The sequence below is a fragment of the Erysipelatoclostridium sp. MSK.23.31 genome, assembly GCF_019125875.1.
Taxonomy (GTDB): Bacteria; Bacillota_I; Bacilli_A; order Erysipelotrichales; family Coprobacillaceae; genus Thomasclavelia; species Thomasclavelia ramosa.
Genome location: NZ_JAHOCB010000024.1, coordinates 36,798 through 55,034, shown reverse-complemented (window position 1 = coordinate 55,034; position 18,237 = coordinate 36,798). Strand labels below are relative to the sequence as shown.

The window sequence follows — 18,237 nt, the reverse complement described above, 5'->3', positions numbered from 1 at the left end:
AATGTTTCGATATTTTCTAACATTAATGGTGTAAATAATGCTTCTTTTACTGCAGATAACATGTTGTTACCATGAATACCTACTAACCAGAATAACATGATAATGATGTAAATGATAATTACACCAGGAACTGTAGCACCGATAGCACCTAAAGGTCCTTGGATGTAAGTTGAAATTACGTCATTTAAATATAATCCAGTAGCTAATTCACATCCACGTCCAATTAACGCAATGATTGCTAAAGTAATTACAGCTGGAATTAAAACTTCGAATGCACGAGCAACACCTGGAGGTACTGTTTCAGGCATTTTTAATTTTAATCCTTCTACTTTACGTAATGCACAGAAGATTTCTACTGAAACAACCCCAACGATCATCCCTGTAAATAAACCTGTTGCTCCTAAAGCACCACCAGCAACACCTGTAAATGTTTGTAATGCTCCATCAGCTGTTAATGATAAAGTTTGTTTAGCAGTATCTACTAATGCATAGTTAGCCCATCCACTTTGAGTTACTGATAACCAACAAGCAAGTCCTAATAAACCTGCGAAGTATCCAGTTTCACCATTTGATTCCCCGATTTCTTGAGCGATACCAAAAGTGATTCCAACTGTGATACAAGAAATTGTTGCGAATTGCATTGCTGCAAACGCTGGGTTAATTACTTCTAAAGCCATGATAGGTTCCCAGAACATACCTAACCCTGAATCTGCATTAACTAATACGTTACACCATAAAACCCCGATCGCACCTGCGATAGTCAAAGGCATGAATGTTTGGAACGAATTCTTAATTGCAGATAAATACTTGTTTTGCCCACACCACGCACCAACGCGGCCAAGGACATCTGCCATTTTGTCCATATTTTTTTCCTCCCTTAAAATATCTATTGACACTATTAGTATAAAATTTAAACTGGTAAAAGTCAATGCTTTTTACTTTCAAAAGTACCATACTTTTAAAAATAAAACCGGTATTGTCCTAAAAAACGTTGGTATATAGCCATTTTTCACTAAACCGCTTACAAAAAATTTTTTTATAATTTTTTACAAAAAAATAAAAACGCTTACAAAAATAAGCGCTTTACATTGCTACAGTAACAGTTTGGAGCTCAAAATCATTGTAATGGAAACGTGAAAATGAGTATTCAAAGATCACACCACTACTCAAATAAGCTACTTGTTCAACTTCAAAATATGGCTCTGTTTCTTTTAAACCTAGATAATCCTGTTCAAGCTGTGATGACAAATGACCACGAACAGTTTTATGAGCACTTTGAATTTTTAGCTTTAAATCATTTTCAATATACTGATAAATTGATGTCTTCAAATGATCAACCTTTAAATTAGGAATAATTGAGATTGGCATATAAATTATTTCTAATGAATACGGCTTATCATCTAGTTTGCGGAATCTAATGATATGATACACAAACGAACCCTCTTCTATTTGCAATTTTTTCGATATCGTCTCATCACTTGGAATAACTTCGAAAGCAATAATCTCACTATCAATTTTCTTTATCCCCGCAAAACGTTCTGTTAATCCTTTGGTAAAATAATTAGATTTATTAGGACTCTCCATCGAAGGATTATAATCTTTAACAAAGGTTCCAGCCCCTCGACGTCTTACAATCAATCCTTCTTTAACTAAAATATCTAGTGCTTTTTTCATTGTTTCTTTATTACAATGGTACGTTACACACAATACATATTCATACGGGAGTTTTTGTCCATAGGTGTATTTCTCTTCTATTATCTTGGATCTAATATCATCAGCAATATCGATGTATTTTACCATGGCTACCCCTCCTCTATCTAGCTCTCTTTAAAAATACCATACTTTTAATAAATTTGCACGGACTTTTTTTAGATATAAAAAACCATTAAATTAAATGTATATTTTTCTCAAAATGAAAAAGCCTCTTATCGAGACTTTTTCACTATTATTATTTTGCATCAATAACTTTAATAGCTGCTTCTAATACTTTTTCTCCATTCATCATTCCATAATCTCTCATTTCAATTACTTCAATTGGAGTTTCTGTTTTAGTTCTAAGACCTTTTAATTCATGACGTACTTGTGGACCTAACATCACCACATCCCAATCATCCATCTTAGATAATGCATCGGTAATTGGCAATGCGATAATTTCTGCTTCGATTCCTTTTTCAGTTGCGGCCTTTTCCATCCGTTGAACAAGCATACTAGTAGACATTCCCGCATTACATACTAATAGTATCTTATACATCTTATTTCCTCCTTTCCTTTAACGTCCTTCTATATTATATATTATAACACTTTAATCTTTTTATTCGAATAATATGATAACTATTTACTAAGACAATTTATTACAAATATTTTTTACTCCCAAGAATATAAAAAATCGCAATTATTGCGATTTTCTAAAATCAATCTTTTTAACTACCGTTTGATCAAAATCTTTAATCATAAAAGTATCCTTTTCATAAATACCATAGCTATTCTTTCCCTCTTTAGGCAAAGAAATCGACGAAGGATTAATAATATAGATACCATTAATTTCCTTAGCAACCGGTTTATGAATATGACCATACACAAAAATATCACCATCATTCAAGCCTGGTAAATTATCCTCATCAAATAAATGACCATGCGTTAAAAAGAAATGATGTCCATCTACATCAACAGTTGCAAAATCACTACGGATCGGAAAATCCAAAACCATTTGATCAACTTCAGCATCACAATTCCCACGAACTGCGATAATATCTTTCTTGTAAGCATTCAATAGCGAAATAACTTTTTTAGGAGCATATTCTTCAGGTAAATCATTACGAGGCCCATGATATAAAATATCTCCTAAAATAATTAGTTTATCTGCTTTTTCCTGCTTATATGTATCAATTGCTTTTTGAGCATACAAAGATGAACCGTGAATATCAGAAATAAACATTAATTTCATAGAAAAACCTCCTCTACTGGATATCGTACAATTGTCTTCAAATCTTCTGGCGCTACTTTTTCAGGTTTATTTAAATATATCTCATGATGAAAACCACTTAACTTAAGATTCGCCACCGTTATGTATTCCATGATCTGTTTAGTTGAATTGATTTCCGTATTATAAGGTCCAATGTGCAGCATTTGAATACATTTACCTTCTTCAAACTCTTTAAGATATACGTCTAATGCTAAACAATTACCCGTTTTCGTCAACACTTCATTCTTCACTTCTTCAAGAATATGATCAGTTAAAATCGGTGGCTGTGGCATCATTAGTGTATATTTAATCATTTTTTTACGTGTAACATCAAAATGGCTATTATCATAGGTGTCCCAAATACCTTCTAACTTTGAACCACTAAATACAATCTCTTGCTGACAATAATATTCTTTTAAAGCCTTATTAAATTCAAATAATAATTTTGATTTATTTTTAAATTCCGGCACTGTCGGATTCCCAATTCCATCTATTGCAATATATTTGATCATCGGAATAGTTAAACTACTTATCTTTTTAGTTGTTGCTCGATATAATTTTGGATATTCTTTTTTTATATCAAATTTTGCCATTACATCATCTCCCTGCTCTAACTATTATATTACTTTTAAAAAAAATTACTATCGAAAATTAGAAAGAACACATTAAGGTGTTAGTAGACAAAAAATAATTACGATATACTTTATTTAAAGAAATACATTAAAAACAAATGCAAAAAGTATAAATCTTTATATAATAATACAAAAGATAACTTTCATATAATATTATTGTTTTTCTCATAATTTGATTTATCTAGTATCAATAATATCGAAAAAGAAAAAGATATAATAAATCAAATATTTTATATTATATCAAATAATATGTAAAAAAATTAATGCAGCTTTGTTGTCCATAATAGTTCTAATGGGGATCGTTGTTCCATTATCAAAACCAAATGTTTACGCAAATGATAATATTTGCCCAGCCGCTATTGAAAATAATAATTATTCATCTACTAGAGAAACAATATATTATAATGATAATGATTTTTCAAGTAGATATAAAGTTTTAAAAAATGGTAAAAAATATTATATGAAAATATTAGATATTTGGGAAATTGTTATTAACTCAAAAGGATATTTATGCAATTCATTTATGATAAGATTTCAAAAAAGACATAGTTATCAATGATAAAAAACAATTGACATTTCTTTAAAATAGGACTATTATGAGTAAAAATAAACATCCAAGTACAAATGCAATGACAGGGAAGAGTAAATAATTATGGAGTTTTAGAGAAAAGATGGCTGGTGAAAATCTTTACAACATAATTATTGAAGGTAGCCTTCGAGCAGTGAATCGAACAAGGAAACTTAAGTAGACTTCAACGTATTTCCTACGTTATCAGGATAGTGTATCGAGTATTTAACTCCGTACATGAAGCAAGAGCCAAAGAAATTTGGAAATTAGGTGGTACCACGGATAATCTATTCGCCCTAGCATAAGTGCTTAGGGTTTTTATTTTATCTAAAGGAGGAAATTTAAAATGAAAACATTTAATTATTCAACTCGCTCTACCCGACCCGATTTTCAAGGAGATTTTTTAGACATGATGCTACAAGCGACTAACAAGCCTAATTTGATTTCTTTCGCCGGTGGATTACCTAATCCCATCTCTTTTCCCACTCAGGAAATGGCAGCAGCCACACAAAAAGTACTTGATCAGCATGGTACAATCGCTATGCAGTATAGTATTCCAGAAGGATATTTACCCTTACGTCAATTTATTGCACATCAATATTTGAAACAAGGAATTGATATTAGTGCCAATGATATTATTATCACTAACGGTTCCCAACAAGCACTCGATATTTTATCGGCAGTACTGATCGATGAAGGTGATAAAATTCTTATTGAAAAACCTAGTTACCTAGCTGCACTCCAAGTATTTCATCTCTATAATCCAAAAATCAACTCGGTTACTTTAAATCATCACGGAATTGACCTACAGGAATTAACAGCATATCTTGAACAAAAACCAAAATTCTTTTATGCTATCCCGACTTTTCAAAACCCTACCGGTTTAACTTATGACAATGAAACCCGAATTGCTCTAGCAAATTTGCTTAAAAAAACTAACACTATCTTTATTGAGGACAACCCTTATGGTGATCTTCGTTTTAACGATGAAACATTTTTACCTATTTATCCCTTGCTAAAAGATCAAACGATACTGCTCGGAACTTTCTCAAAAATAGTTTCTCCAGGTATGAGAATAGGCTGGATTGCTTGTTCAAACTCTTATTTAAAGCAAAAGCTCTTAGCCTATAAACAAATCGTTGATCTTCATACTAATATTTTTGGGCAAATGGTCCTTCATCAATATCTTTGTGATAACAGTCTTGAACAACACCTTGAAAAAATAAAAAAACTTTATAAAGAACAAGCGGAACAAATGATAACTAGTATTCAAAAGTATTTCCCTGCTGAAGTTAAACATACAATTCCCCAAGGCGGAATGTTCTTATGGGTCACATTACCCCAAAAACTAACTGCTGTCGCTCTAGCAAATGAAGCAATCAAACATGACATCGCAATTGCTGCTGGTGATCCTTTCTATGAAGAAGAACGAAACGTTTCAACTCTACGATTAAATTATACTAATTGTGATCTAAAAACAATTGATCAAGGTATTAAAATACTTGGTCAAATTATTAAAAATCTCTTAGCCTCTTGAGCGAGGCTTTTTGTCTATATTACAATAAAACATCAAATAGTAATAAGATTCTTTGATTACTCATACACTATATTAAATTTAAAATAAAAAGGACAAACTAATGTCCTAAATATTGATCAAATATTTTTTTCAAACCATCTTTGCTGGCAACACCTTCATGTAACTTAGTATTCCCATCAAACAAAGCTGGAACATAATAATAATCATACTGATCTGCTAATTCACTATTGATTTGCTCATCAATCAATTCAATTTCAATTTGATTATATTCTGGGTTTTCATCTTGCAATTCTTTAATCCAGCGCCGTGCATTACGACAATGAGGACAATTTTCTAAAATAAATAATTTCATTTCCTTATCCTCTTTTAATAGTTTTAATTACGATTGGCTGATTAGGGCAATCTTGTATATTTCTAGGAGCATTTGCAATTTGATCAACAACCTCTAATCCTTCCGTGATTTTCCCAAAAGCCGCATAGTCACCATCAAGATGAGGAGCATCAGCATGCATGATAAAAAATTGTGATGATGCTGAATCAGGAACCATTGTTCTAGCCATTGATAATACACCACGAGTATGTAATAAATCATTAGCTACTCCATTACTTCTAAATTCACCTTTAATACTGTCAGCCTCATGATGGTTGAAATCTTTATCATATCCTCCACCTTGAATCATAAATCCTGGGATAACACGATGGAATATTAACCCTGCAAAAAAATCTTGATCAATTAATTTTAAAAAGTTTTCCACACTAATTGGAGCAATTTCAGGATATAACTCACCTTTCATCACTCCGCCATCTTCCATTTCAATAATAATATTTACTGTTTCCATTCTATTCTCCTTTATCTACTATTCTTGCTTCAATTATTTCATTAGCAACTTTTTTATCTTTTCTTTTTTTATTAAAGATCAATCCTGCAATCAGTAAGATTGCTAAAATTACAAGAACCCAAATAATTGAACTAACTAATTTAAATTGATAAGCTGTTGCTACAATCAAACATAAATTAATTATCTCAAAAGTCCCTGATAATTTCCGTCTTCCATTAACCAAAAAATTAAGGGCTAAAGCTGTACAAACAAACATCCCTATTACTAAAGCGACTTCCATAAATAACCCTCCTTCATCCTTTCTTATCATATCATGATTTTGACTTCCAGAGCAACTATCGTGTCTCCAGACTAATAACCATGTACTTTGAGCATATTAACTAATTGAACATAAAATTCCCGAACATCAAACTCAGCAATATTCTCACGATTTAAATCTATCATATCACCATGCGATATTCCTCTTTTCGTATTTGTTGTTAAAAAAGTATAATCACAACCCCAAGGAAATGAGTTTTCAGCCACTAATCCATCATTAGGCCCATCAAAATACTTCACTAAATGATGCGAAAAATTAAGCGGAAAGCGACCTCCTGAAGCAACATTTAGTTTCGAACCAACACTTTGATAAAATACTTCTGCCACATCAGGAACATCCGCATTGAACTTTTGACACGTTGAAGCAGTTAAATCATTGACCGCAGCAATAAAATCTGGATTCTCGTCCCCAAATTTCTTAAGGGCTGTATTATATCCCTGAGCCACTTTTTGTTTAATTTTTTCAGGGATTTTTTCCAATAAATAATCTGCAAATATGCATCCTCGATGTGGAGTATTGATCGTAGTAAGTGATGCCACATATGGCGCAATATTCAGCTTTGCAATCGCATAACGACAATCTAAACCACCTTTAGAATGTGCAATAATATTTAACTTTTCACACCCGCTTTCCTGTACAATTTCTTTGATTCGCTTTGCTAACTCATCGCCACTAGCAATAACACTAGCTGCTGACTGATGATTACCATAATAAATGACCGCTCCATTTTGTTCTAGTTCCTCGGGAATTCGTCCCCAATAATTAAAATATTTAAAATCTCTAAAAAACACTCCATGAACCAACAGCAATGGATATTTTGTTTTACACAGCTGTTGTTCTTTTCTAACTCCATTTAAAATAGTTTTTTCATTTTCAAATATAATTTCATCATCAGCAATTTTAATAAGCTTTCTTAAAATAATCAAATTAACAAGTGGAAACCATCCCCAAACAACCCCGATTATGCGCCATTTAGCTCCTAATTGGTTAGCCGTTAAATAAATTCTAATAATGCCATTCCAAAAAACAACAGCCTCAACTATTATTACCACTAATAGATTAGTTAACCATGCGCCAATATCTACTTTAAAAAATGAATAAAGCATATAAACAATTGTCATTATTAAAGATATTAAAAATATTTTTAATAATTCACACCCTGCTTTACATATGCGATATCGTTTCAAAAGAGGTCTAGGATAAGGGACATATGGTATTGCATTAATAACTATAAAAATCCCCACTAATAAACCAATTAACAATACGTTTGAAAAACCTAATAACAACCTATTTGCCAACACAAAAACTATTGTTGCTGATACCAGTCTTATTATATATTTCATAATTTTTCCTTATCTCTTATATTTTTACTTATTATACTGCCAAATTATCATTAGTACAATTATGAACAAAAAGGTTTATTTAAAATGTCATTCATTGAAATCTTAACTTATTGATTTATATAATAAATTTTATAAATCAATAAAACTATCTATTCTCCCGTCAGATTTCGTCTATCAATCATGTATTTATATACAAAAAAGCGATTAATCTTAACGACTAATCGCTTGATATCGTCTTAAATTATAAAATCAGCACCTATTGCTCAACAACGATCGTAATCATGGCAAAATCCTCTGTTCCAATGTTAATAATGCTATGTTTAGAATCTTCTTTACAAATATGGCAGATTCCTGCAAATAAACTTTCTTCGTCATCATCACATATGGCTTTACCCATCCCTGATACAATATAATTAATATTATTGCCAGTTTCATGCTTATGCATACCAAAAGAAATAGCAACTAAAAATAACTTTTCTATTTGAATCTATATACATTTTAGCATATTATCCCCCTGCAGAATGCTGATTTATATTTATAAACTAAGAATTTTTAATCCTTTCTTTTTCTTTAATACAACAAATATAGTAATTAGAATTCCGGCTGCAACAAGTAATGATATATGCAAAAAAAGCAGACACTATCCTACTGTCTGGCAGGATCGCAGTTTTGAACATGACTGTCAACTCCTTTTTACACATATTTTAAAAGATTTTCTTCCCTCAATCACATTTATTTTACCTTATCAAAAAAATTTATGTCTATTATTTATACGTACAAGAAAATATTTTTCAAAAAAGTCTCCCTATCCCCTATTTATTCCATCGCTAATTGTAAAATATCCATCTATATCAATCATAATTAAAAACTCTATTACAATTAATCTTACTTCCAAATTTATCATATCATGATTATTCATAAGCCTACAGCTTGCTATTAAAGTAAACTATCATTTTTATTTTATAATTATATTTTCTACTTAATCCAATAGGTGAAGTCGTACAAACATGGTAAATAAAAAATTATTTTTATTTGATATAATGGTTTAAAATTGAAATCTTTTTTATCATTTTATCAACTGATATAACTAAAAGAGCCTTTCATAAAAGAAATTGATATTGTATAATGGTTAACTGAAAAATGATAAAAAATATGCAAATTATTTGATACAAATTTATATTGGGGAGGTTTTAAATAATGGAAAATTTGAATATAAGAGAAGATGTATCAGATATTGTTAATAAAACCGAATTATTAGCAGATTTGCAAATCGGTTTTTGGATAATAGAATATCCTAACGACGGAATTCCAAAGATGTATGGTGATACAATTATGTACTCGTTATTAGGAGGAAACAGCAATACTCTGACACCGGAAGAACTCTATTCATTTTGTATGGAGAGAATTGATTCTGAATATATAGGATTAGTTTTTGATGCAATCGAAAATATAAAAAAGAACAAAAGAACCGAAATACGGTATCCATGGAGACATGAAGAAAAAGGGTGGACATGGGTTCGGTGTGGCGGTTTTCTTGATAAATCATATAAAAATGGAATAAGATTTAAAGGCTATTATCATGATATAACAGAAGAACTTGAGATGGATATCAAAAATAATGAGCACAAAATAATCGATTTCAAAAAATTACGATTATATTCACCTTACTTTATCGAAAATTGTGAAGGCCTTTTTGAAATTGATATAGATAGTTTAGAAATAAAGACTATTTTTTATAAAAAGAAAAAATATCATAAAATTGATGATGGGGATAATGTTTTTTCTGTTATAAGAAAATGGACACACCCAAACGATATTACACGTTTAGATAATATTTTTGTATCTGCATCTCTAGAACAAATAATCAATAAAAAAAAGATAAAACAAATTGAGTTTAAAACAAAAACAATTTTTGGAGATTATACTTGGGTAGAAGCTAGAATATTTTGTGCCCAAGTAATGGGAATTAAAAAATTATTATTTTATATTTATGATATTTCTGATAGAAAAACTATTTCCTCTTTAGTAAAAGAAAAAGAAGAAATATTAGATGCTTTTTTTAATCTATATTCTACAATTGTTGAAGTGGACTTAGCTACTGAAAAATTACATATATTAAAATCTGTTTTACCTACCAATAATGATCATGATCAAAAAATATTTTCACTAAAACAATTTCTTTTGCTACTTGAAAAAAGATTAATTATCAACTTTGAAAAAAAAGAATTAGAAAACTTTTTAACAATTGATAATTTAAGATTACTTTCTAAAACACAAAAAACATCACATCTTGACCTACGTTTCCAAAAGGAACTAGAAAATTATGAATGGGTCCAATTAAAAACTCTCTATCTTCCCAAGAACAATGAAAAAATATATCTTGTATTTAGTAATGTCGATAGAGAACATATCATTAATTCAATTACAGAAAAATTTGTTTATAAAAAAGGGGATTATTTGTATTATCTTGATACAAAAAATGGCTATTTTTCTAATTTTTCGATAACTGATAACGGTACTGTCATTCCTCCTCAAGAAGGCAATAATTATACTCAAGCAATGATAAAATACACACGACAAAATACCGTTTTAGAAGATCAAGACAGAGTTATCGAACAATTGACTCCTGAATATATACTTAATCGTCTGCAAGAACAAAGTGTTTATAAAATTGAACTAGGTATGTTAGATGAAAATAAAGAATATCGGAGAAAATTAATTACTGTTCAATATTATGATGAAGAAAATAAAATCGTACTTATTCGAAGAAGTGACATTACAAAAGAATATCTTAAACAAAAAAATCAAGAAAACAAGCTAAAAGCTATTAAAAAAGCAGCTGATACAGATGCCCTTACAGGTATCTATAACCGGATTGGTGCTCAGCGTTTAATAGTAGAATATCTTCATAAATCAAATAATGAAATGAGTGCTTTTATTATCATTGACTTAGATAATTTTAAGAAAATCAATGATAGTTTAGGGCATTTACAAGGTGATGAAGTATTAAAGCAGGTAGCTAATATATTAAAAGAAAATTTTCGAAAAACAGATATAATTGCTCGTTTGGGTGGTGATGAATTTATTGTATTTATGAAAAATATTGTTCAAAAAGAAAATGCCATCATATCATTAAATAACCTGCTTAAAAAATTACGATTACCTTATCAATGGCATGAAGAAACAATTCTAATAACTGGTTCTATTGGAGTTGCTGTAGCACCTATAGACGGGGCAACTTTTGAAGTTCTATATAAAAATGCGGATCAAGCTCTGTATAATTCAAAATATTCAGGTAAAAATGGATTTAGTTTTTATAATGAACACTAACGAAAGTTTAAGTCAATATAAAGATCAAATAAAAAGAAACTAAAAAACCTAATTTAAATATTAGGTTTTTTCATCTATATTCTTTTTTATTAATACCTTATTTATGATATGTTTCGTTTTTCATAATTTTAAATGCCCGATAGATTTGTTCTACTAAGACTAGCCTCATCAATTGATGCGGTAAAGTCATCTTAGAAAAACTTAGCCTAAAATTAGCACGATCAAGCATTTCTTCACCATGACCAAGTGAACCACCAATTACAAATGCAATCGTACTTTTACCAGAAATCATGGCTTTTTCCATCTTATTTGATAATTCAACAGAATCTATTTGCGTTCCCGACACATCTAGCAAAATAACATAATCATCCTGCTTAATTTTATCAAGCATCTTACGCCCTTCTTTAGCTTTAATTAATGTTTCATTGGCCAGTGAGCAGTTATCCGGTATACTTTCATCTGCTACTTCATAAACTTCTACTTTGCAATAGGCCTGCAATCTCTTTAAATATTCCTGCATTCCTGCCACTAAATATTTTTCTTTTAAACGCCCAACACAAACTATTTTAATCTTCATAATTACCTCCGCTGACCACATCAATTTGGCTAGCTACTTTAATATTATCGAACTCTAGATTATTTTGATTAAAAATCTTACGATAGGTTTCTAATGCCTTCTCTTTAGTATTAGCTTCCTCACTCAAATGCGCTAAAACAATTTCTTTAGTTTTATCACCGATTAACTCTACCATCATCTTTGCACTATATTCATTGTTTAAATGGCCTAGATCACCATGAATACGCTGTTTTAAAAAATAAGGTCGTTTCGTTGCCATCAGCATCTCAACATCATGATTACTTTCAATAATATAATAGTCTAGATTATTAAGATATTTCCGATTTTTTTGAGATACATAACCAGTATCTGTCATATACAAAATAGATTCATTCACACCAGTAATGATAAAAGCCAGCGGACTTGTCGCATCATGAGATATACTTAAAGGCATGATTTCAAAATGAGCTAATTGAAAACTTTTATATGGCTTGATTTCATGGCTGCTATCGATTCCTTTGATACATCCTTTACCACAAAAACAGATTCTTTGATCAAATATACTAATATTTTTATTATGGTCATAATGATCGTGTGTTAATAAAACATAATTAATATTACTTTCTTGAAAACCAAGATTGCCAAGTTTATATAATAATTGTTTTCTAGCAATCCCACAATCAATCAATATTCCCACACCATTATCATAAATAAAGGTACTGTTTCCTTTTGAACCACTTGCTAAAATATGAAATTCCATTGTCTTCTCCTTTTATTGTTTTATTATACAAACTTGTATGCACAAAAACAATAAATTTGTCTTGGAAAAAGCAGGATGTGAAAATATTGTCATTAATTTTAAATTTTATGATAAAATAAGAATATAAAGGGGGATTTTCAATATGCCTAGAATTATTACTATTGCCAGAGAATACGGTTCTGGCGGACGCTTAATTGCACAAAAAGTTGCGCAGAAAGTCGGACTTGTATACTATGATAATGAAGTCATCGACTTGGCAGCTCGCGAAATGGGAATGGATGTTGATGCAATCCGTAAAGTAGCTGAACAAAAATCATCTAGCTTTATGTATACAATGTCATCTTCCGCTTTTTCATTACCACTAAATGATCAGGTTTTTGTAATGCAGTCTAAAATCATTCGTCATTTAGCTAATCATGATTCATGTATCATTGTTAATGGATGTGCTGATTATATCCTTGAGGATTATGATGATGTTTTATCTATTTTTATTCATGCACCACTAGAATCACGAATTCGCCGAGTTAAAGAGGATTATCAAGAAGTACATGATGATTATAAAAAATACGTTACTAAAAGAGACAAAGGTCGGAGTAATTATTACAATTACTATACAACAAAAAAATGGGGTCATTTAAAAAATTTCGATTTAACGATTAACAGTGATTTAGGAATCGACGAAGTCGCAACGATCATTGCTGATTTGTTTTTAAAAGGAGAAAAATAGTGACCCAAGAAAATAAGATGGGAACAATGCCGGTCAACAAACTGCTAATTTCAATGTCTCTACCAATGATTATCTCAATGTTAGTTCAAGCAATGTATAATATCGTTGATAGTGTCTTTGTTGCCCAAATAAGCGAAAACGCTTTAACTGCTGTTTCTTTAGCATTTCCATTGCAAAACTTGATGATTGCCTTTGCCGGGGGAACTGCAGTTGGCGTCAATGCTTTATTGTCACGTAGTTTAGGTGAGAAGAATCAAGATCATGTTAACCAGACAGCAGTCAATTCAGTATTTATTTTTCTTGTCACGGCGGTTATATTTATGATCGCCGGACTAACATTGTCTAACCTCTTTTTTAATGTTCAAACAACTAATACTGAAATTGTTAATGCCGGTACCCAATATTCAATGATCGTAGTTGGCTGTTCAATTGGATTGTTTTGTCAATTTCTATTTGAACGATTATTACAGGCAACTGGAAGAACCCTGTTTACTATGGTTACTCAGGGATTAGGTGCCATAATCAATATAATTTTAGACCCTATTTTTATTTTTGGTTTATGTGGCTTTCCTAAAATGGGTGTCGCTGGTGCTGCACTTGCGACAATAACCGGTCAAATCATTGCTTGTCTTTTAGCTCTATTTTTCAATCTTAAATTTAATCATGATATTCATTTTAAATTTAAAAGGTTTCGACCTAATGCTCATATTGTTAAGCAAATATATTCAGTAGGAATCCCATCTATCATCATGCAGTCTATCGGTAGTGTCATGACTTTTGGTATGAATACTATCTTAATTACTTTTTCTACCACGGCTACTGCGGTTTTTGGTGTATACTTCAAATTACAAAGCTTTGTCTTTATGCCTGTTTTCGGTCTTAATAACGGTATGATTCCAATCATTGCCTATAATCTTGGGGCTAAACAAAAGAAACGAATGTTTGATACAATAAAATTGGCAATGATCTACGCTACTGGCATGATGATCATTGGTGTTATCTTCTTTGAAACAATTCCGCAAACTCTTTTAGGTTTCTTTAACGCCTCTGAGGCAATGATAAAAATTGGAACACCGGCTTTAAGAATAATTGCTATTCATTTCATTTTTGCAGGTTTCTCAATTGTTTGTAGTGCAACTTTCCAAGCTGTTGGTAAAGGTACATATAGTCTTTTAACTTCGTTGATCAGACAATTATTAGTATTATTACCTTGTGCTTATGTATTATCATTAACAGGTAACTTAGACTTAATTTGGCTATGTTTCCCGATTGCGGAAATTTTCTCTGCAGTGACTTCTTTTATTTTAATGAAGCGAACCCGTAGACATTTAGAATTTTAAGACTTATGAATCTTCATAAGTCTTTTTTGCTGCAAAAAAGGAGCTTGCGCTCCTTTACTTGTGTAATTATTTAAGTCCGTATTTTTTATTGAATTTATCAACACGTCCATCAGCACTAGCAAATCTTTGTTTACCAGTATAGAATGGATGACAGTTTGAACAAGTATCAACACGTACTTCGTCTAAAACTGATCCACCTTCAAATTCGTTTCCACAAGAAGTACAAACGATTTTTACTTTTTTGTAATCTGGATGAATTCCTTTTTTCATAAATATCAATCTCCTTCCGCCTTATAGCATATAGCTACAAAGTAAGTTGCTTTAGTATAATAACATTAAAATATCTAGATTTCAAGTCATTTTTTTAAATTAATCACTAATCTTCGACTTGACGTCTAGTAATCACAGCTCCAAGTGAAATTAACTTATGATCAATATTTTCATAGCCGCGATCAATATGATAAACATTTCCAATTTCAGTAACACCATCAGCCATTAAAGCTGCCACGATCAACGCTGCACCACAACGTAGATCTGTCGCATAAACACGTGCTCCATGTAATGGCGTAGGACCATTAATATAACACATTGCTTCTTCTTGATCAATTTTTGCTCCCATTGAATTCAGCTGATAACAATGTCCAAAGCGTTCAGGATAAATCGTTTCAACTACTTGTGAAGCTCCCTGACATTGAGTTAATAACGCTGTTAGCGGTTGTTGTAAATCGGTTGCAAAACCAGGATATACCTGTGTCCTAATATCAATTGGTTTTAAATTATCAAGGCCGCCATGAACAATAATACTGTCACCAACAATATCCATTTTAACCCCGATTTCTTTTAGTTTAGAAGTTACTGCTTCTAAATGTTGAGGTATAACATTTTGAATAATTACTTTTTCTCCTGCCGCTGCAGCCATCACTAAAAATGTCCCAGCTTCAATTCGGTCAGGAATAATTTCATGATCACAACCACAAAGAGTTTCTACACCTTCAATTGTGATCGTATCTGTTCCAGCCCCACGAATCTTAGCTCCCATTTTCGTAAGTAAATTAACAACATCAATAATTTCAGGTTCCTTTGCAGAATTTTCTATTGTTGTTTTTCCTTCTGCTTTAACCGCTGCCAACAGGATATTGATTGTTGCTCCTACTGAAGCAAAATCCAAATAAATTTTATTCCCAACTAAACGATCAGCTTCAATCGTATAGGTTCCATTATCACTATAACTAACTTTTGCACCTAATGCTTCAAATCCTTTAATATGTAAATCGATTGGTCGTGGTCCTAAAAAACACCCACCAGGCATCTTCATCGTCACTTTTTTGCATTTTCCTAATAAAGCTCCCATTAAATAATAAGATGCTCTTAATTTATCAACTGCATCACTTACTAAAGGTATATTTTTTAAGTTAGAAGGATCAACCACTAACACATCATCATTTTTATCTACTTCACAGTTTAATTCTCTTAACAATACTCCTAGTGCATCGACATCAGAAATATTTGGTACCCCATATACTGTTACAGGACTATCTGCTAAGACAATCGCAGGAATTAGAGCTACCGTTGCATTTTTTGCACCGCTTACCACCACAGTTCCATTCAATTTGTGTCCACCTTCAATGGCAATTACTTCACTCATTTTAGTCCTCCTTAAAATTTAATCTACGTAACTACTATATATTAATTTATTGTTAAAAACAACCAAAAAATGTATTTTTAAAAGTTTCGAATTTTTTTGACAATATCTAATATATTTCTATTTTCAAAACATAAAAAAATCTACCAAACTAATATTAACTCAATATTAACGAAAAAAAGAAACCTTTATGTAAATAGCTTCTAATTTTTCTATATTTCATTAAAAATACTACTCTATTATCACTTCAAACTAACCTTGATTAATTAAATTAAAAGCAGAACAAATCTGTTTACAAATAATTAAAGCAAAAAGATAAACAAACATAAAAATGACTGATGAATATGCTTCAATTCATAATACAATTATTAAAGAATTTATTAATGTTATACAATCATCTTTTTATTAACTGAAAGTATTCCTTTACACCCTAATATATTTACGATTTTAGCAACTTTAAAGTAAAAAAGGATTTCACATATGTGAAATCCCCATTAACTATAGTTATAATTAAGCTTTACCAATGCAACCAAAGATTTCCATTTTTTCTTTAACACATTCTTGGATAGCTGCAGCACCTGGTGCCAATAATTTACGAGGGTCAAATCCTTTACCTTCTAAATCTTTTCCAGCTTCAATGTATTTTCTTGTTGCTTCTTGGAAATATAATTGACATTCAGTATTTACATTGATTTTAGAAACACCTAAAGTAATTGCTTTTTTAATCATATCCTCTGGAATTCCAGTTCCACCATGTAATACTAATGGTAATTTACCAGTTTCTTTTTGAATTGCATCTAATGCATCAAAATCTAAACCTTCCCAATTTTCTGGATATTTACCATGAATGTTTCCAATACCTGCTGCTAAGAAGTCAACTCCTAAGTCAGCGATCATTTTACATTCTTTTGGATCAGCTACTTCACCTTTACCAACGACACCGTCTTCTTCTCCACCAATTGATCCAACTTCTGCCTCTACAGATACACCCTTTGAGTGACATAATTCAACGATTTCTTTTGTTTTTTCAATATTTTCTTCAATTCCATAATGAGAACCATCGAACATGATTGAAGAGAAACCAGCTTCTAAAGCAGCTTTAGCTCCTTCATAGCTACCATGATCTAAATGTAAAGCTACTGGTACAGTAATTCCTAAAGAATCTACCATTGCTGATACCATTGCTGATACAGTTTTGAATCCAGTCATATATTTAGCAGCACCTTCAGATACTCCTAAGATTACTGGAGCTTTTAATTCTTCTGCAGTTAAAAGAATAGATTTTGTCCATTCTAAGTTGTTAATGTTAAATTGACCAACTGCATAATGTCCTTCTTTTGCTTTATTTAACATTTCTGTTGCTGATACTAATCCCATAAAATTTCTCCTTTTCTTTTTACTCCTATATATTACTATTATTTAATTGAAATTTCCATAGTAACACAAAGTTTTTTTGCCTATTTCCTATATTTTTACCCCATTATCTGAGTCGTAAGCGATTTCTTTTTTAGAAAATAAAGAAAATGCAGCATCAATGATGCTACATCACTAAAAAATAGATATACACGATGAATAGCAGTGGGAAACTTGTTGCTACTGGCGGGACATAACATCAACTACATTTTCTCCTTATCTATAAAAGATTGAATTATTAAACTATTTGGAGAACAATTAAAAAATCA

The 18,237-nt window shown here is 31.0% G+C and carries 20 protein-coding genes and 1 other annotated feature; of the genes, 5 read left to right on the top strand and 15 right to left on the bottom strand.

The window, feature by feature from the left end; all coding sequences use genetic code 11:
• The 5 genes from KSU54_RS11605 to KSU54_RS11585 all read right to left on the bottom strand — a co-directional run.
• On the bottom strand, positions 1-863 hold an 863-nt coding region (locus tag KSU54_RS11605), incomplete at its 3' end, for a PTS transporter subunit EIIC (RefSeq protein WP_147344262.1).
• Between the two features lie 220 nt (positions 864-1,083).
• The gene (locus KSU54_RS11600) at positions 1,084-1,800 is read right to left on the bottom strand and encodes a GntR family transcriptional regulator (RefSeq protein WP_003534885.1); all 717 of its coding nucleotides are present in this window, start codon (positions 1,798-1,800) and stop codon (positions 1,084-1,086) included.
• A gap of 148 nt (positions 1,801-1,948) precedes the next feature.
• Positions 1,949-2,251: a PTS sugar transporter subunit IIB gene (locus tag KSU54_RS11595; protein ID WP_003534888.1), complete on the bottom strand. Its 303-nt coding sequence runs from the start codon at positions 2,249-2,251 to the stop codon at positions 1,949-1,951.
• A gap of 141 nt (positions 2,252-2,392) precedes the next feature.
• Positions 2,393-2,944, bottom strand: a complete 552-nt coding sequence (gene yfcE / locus KSU54_RS11590) for a phosphodiesterase (RefSeq protein WP_003534890.1) — start codon at positions 2,942-2,944, stop codon at positions 2,393-2,395.
• Positions 2,941-3,555, bottom strand: a complete 615-nt coding sequence (locus tag KSU54_RS11585) for a GyrI-like domain-containing protein (RefSeq protein ID WP_003534893.1) — start codon at positions 3,553-3,555, stop codon at positions 2,941-2,943. The genes yfcE and KSU54_RS11585 overlap by 4 nt, the downstream gene beginning before the upstream one ends.
• Before the next feature lie 313 nt (positions 3,556-3,868).
• On the opposite strand from KSU54_RS11585, the gene KSU54_RS11580 reads away from it, so the two are divergent.
• Together KSU54_RS11580 and KSU54_RS11575 are read left to right on the top strand one after the other, a co-directional pair.
• Entirely contained in the window at positions 3,869-4,153 is a 285-nt protein-coding gene (locus KSU54_RS11580; RefSeq protein ID WP_224209054.1) for a hypothetical protein, read from the top strand.
• 61 nt (positions 4,154-4,214) lie between these two features.
• Positions 4,215-4,464, top strand: a binding site (T-box leader).
• A gap of 44 nt (positions 4,465-4,508) precedes the next feature.
• Positions 4,509-5,699 carry an aminotransferase-like domain-containing protein gene (locus KSU54_RS11575; protein ID WP_008792355.1) on the top strand — a complete coding sequence of 397 codons (1,191 nt, stop codon included), beginning with the start codon at positions 4,509-4,511 and terminating at the stop codon, positions 5,697-5,699.
• Positions 5,700-5,796: 97 nt separating this feature from the next.
• Here the strand turns inward: KSU54_RS11575 and KSU54_RS11570 are convergent, their stop codons facing one another.
• The 5 genes from KSU54_RS11570 to KSU54_RS11550 form a co-directional block, all read right to left on the bottom strand.
• Positions 5,797-6,051 (bottom strand): glutaredoxin domain-containing protein, encoded by a 255-nt coding sequence (locus KSU54_RS11570; protein WP_003534897.1) that lies wholly within the window; start codon positions 6,049-6,051, stop codon positions 5,797-5,799.
• A 4-nt stretch (positions 6,052-6,055) separates the two neighbouring features.
• Positions 6,056-6,538, bottom strand: coding sequence for a peptidylprolyl isomerase (locus tag KSU54_RS11565; protein WP_003534898.1), 483 nt, complete (start codon positions 6,536-6,538; stop codon positions 6,056-6,058).
• A 1-nt stretch (position 6,539) separates the two neighbouring features.
• Positions 6,540-6,818 (bottom strand): hypothetical protein, encoded by a 279-nt coding sequence (locus tag KSU54_RS11560; RefSeq protein WP_008792356.1) that lies wholly within the window; start codon positions 6,816-6,818, stop codon positions 6,540-6,542.
• Positions 6,819-6,889: 71 nt separating this feature from the next.
• On the bottom strand, positions 6,890-8,200 hold the full coding sequence (locus KSU54_RS11555) for a lipase family alpha/beta hydrolase (RefSeq protein WP_003534900.1): 1,311 nt from the start codon (positions 8,198-8,200) through the stop codon (positions 6,890-6,892).
• A gap of 256 nt (positions 8,201-8,456) precedes the next feature.
• Positions 8,457-8,645, bottom strand: coding sequence for a cupin domain-containing protein (locus KSU54_RS11550; protein WP_003534901.1), 189 nt, complete (start codon positions 8,643-8,645; stop codon positions 8,457-8,459).
• Positions 8,646-9,397: 752 nt separating this feature from the next.
• Here KSU54_RS11550 and KSU54_RS11545 point away from each other — a divergent pair.
• A complete protein-coding gene (locus KSU54_RS11545; protein ID WP_117791966.1) occupies positions 9,398-11,530 on the top strand; it encodes a GGDEF domain-containing protein in 2,133 nt (710 codons plus the stop codon).
• A 97-nt stretch (positions 11,531-11,627) separates the two neighbouring features.
• On the opposite strand, the gene rlmH is transcribed toward KSU54_RS11545, so the two are convergent.
• Together rlmH and KSU54_RS11535 are read right to left on the bottom strand one after the other, a co-directional pair.
• Positions 11,628-12,107, bottom strand: coding sequence for a 23S rRNA (pseudouridine(1915)-N(3))-methyltransferase RlmH (gene rlmH / locus KSU54_RS11540; protein WP_003534903.1), 480 nt, complete (start codon positions 12,105-12,107; stop codon positions 11,628-11,630).
• Positions 12,097-12,846 (bottom strand): MBL fold metallo-hydrolase, encoded by a 750-nt coding sequence (locus KSU54_RS11535; protein WP_003534904.1) that lies wholly within the window; start codon positions 12,844-12,846, stop codon positions 12,097-12,099. The genes rlmH and KSU54_RS11535 overlap by 11 nt, the downstream gene beginning before the upstream one ends.
• 142 nt (positions 12,847-12,988) lie before the next feature.
• Between KSU54_RS11535 and KSU54_RS11530 the strand changes: the two genes are divergently transcribed.
• Both KSU54_RS11530 and KSU54_RS11525 read left to right on the top strand, forming a co-directional pair.
• Positions 12,989-13,573 (top strand): cytidylate kinase-like family protein, encoded by a 585-nt coding sequence (locus tag KSU54_RS11530; protein ID WP_003534905.1) that lies wholly within the window; start codon positions 12,989-12,991, stop codon positions 13,571-13,573.
• Complete coding sequence (locus KSU54_RS11525; RefSeq protein WP_003534907.1) at positions 13,573-14,913, top strand: MATE family efflux transporter; 1,341 nt, start codon at positions 13,573-13,575, stop codon at positions 14,911-14,913. Before KSU54_RS11530 ends, KSU54_RS11525 begins: the two co-directional genes overlap by 1 nt.
• Positions 14,914-14,979: 66 nt before the next feature.
• On the opposite strand, the gene rpmE is transcribed toward KSU54_RS11525, so the two are convergent.
• The 3 genes from rpmE to fba all read right to left on the bottom strand — a co-directional run bounded on the left by rpmE (position 14,980) and on the right by fba (position 17,932).
• Positions 14,980-15,183, bottom strand: a complete 204-nt coding sequence (gene rpmE, locus KSU54_RS11520) for a 50S ribosomal protein L31 (RefSeq protein WP_003534909.1) — start codon at positions 15,181-15,183, stop codon at positions 14,980-14,982.
• Positions 15,184-15,289: 106 nt separating this feature from the next.
• Positions 15,290-16,558: a UDP-N-acetylglucosamine 1-carboxyvinyltransferase gene (locus tag KSU54_RS11515; RefSeq protein WP_003534911.1), complete on the bottom strand. Its 1,269-nt coding sequence runs from the start codon at positions 16,556-16,558 to the stop codon at positions 15,290-15,292.
• 507 nt (positions 16,559-17,065) lie between these two features.
• Positions 17,066-17,932, bottom strand: coding sequence for a class II fructose-1,6-bisphosphate aldolase (fba, locus tag KSU54_RS11510; RefSeq protein ID WP_003534921.1), 867 nt, complete (start codon positions 17,930-17,932; stop codon positions 17,066-17,068).
• Positions 17,933-18,237: the final 305 nt, after the last annotated feature.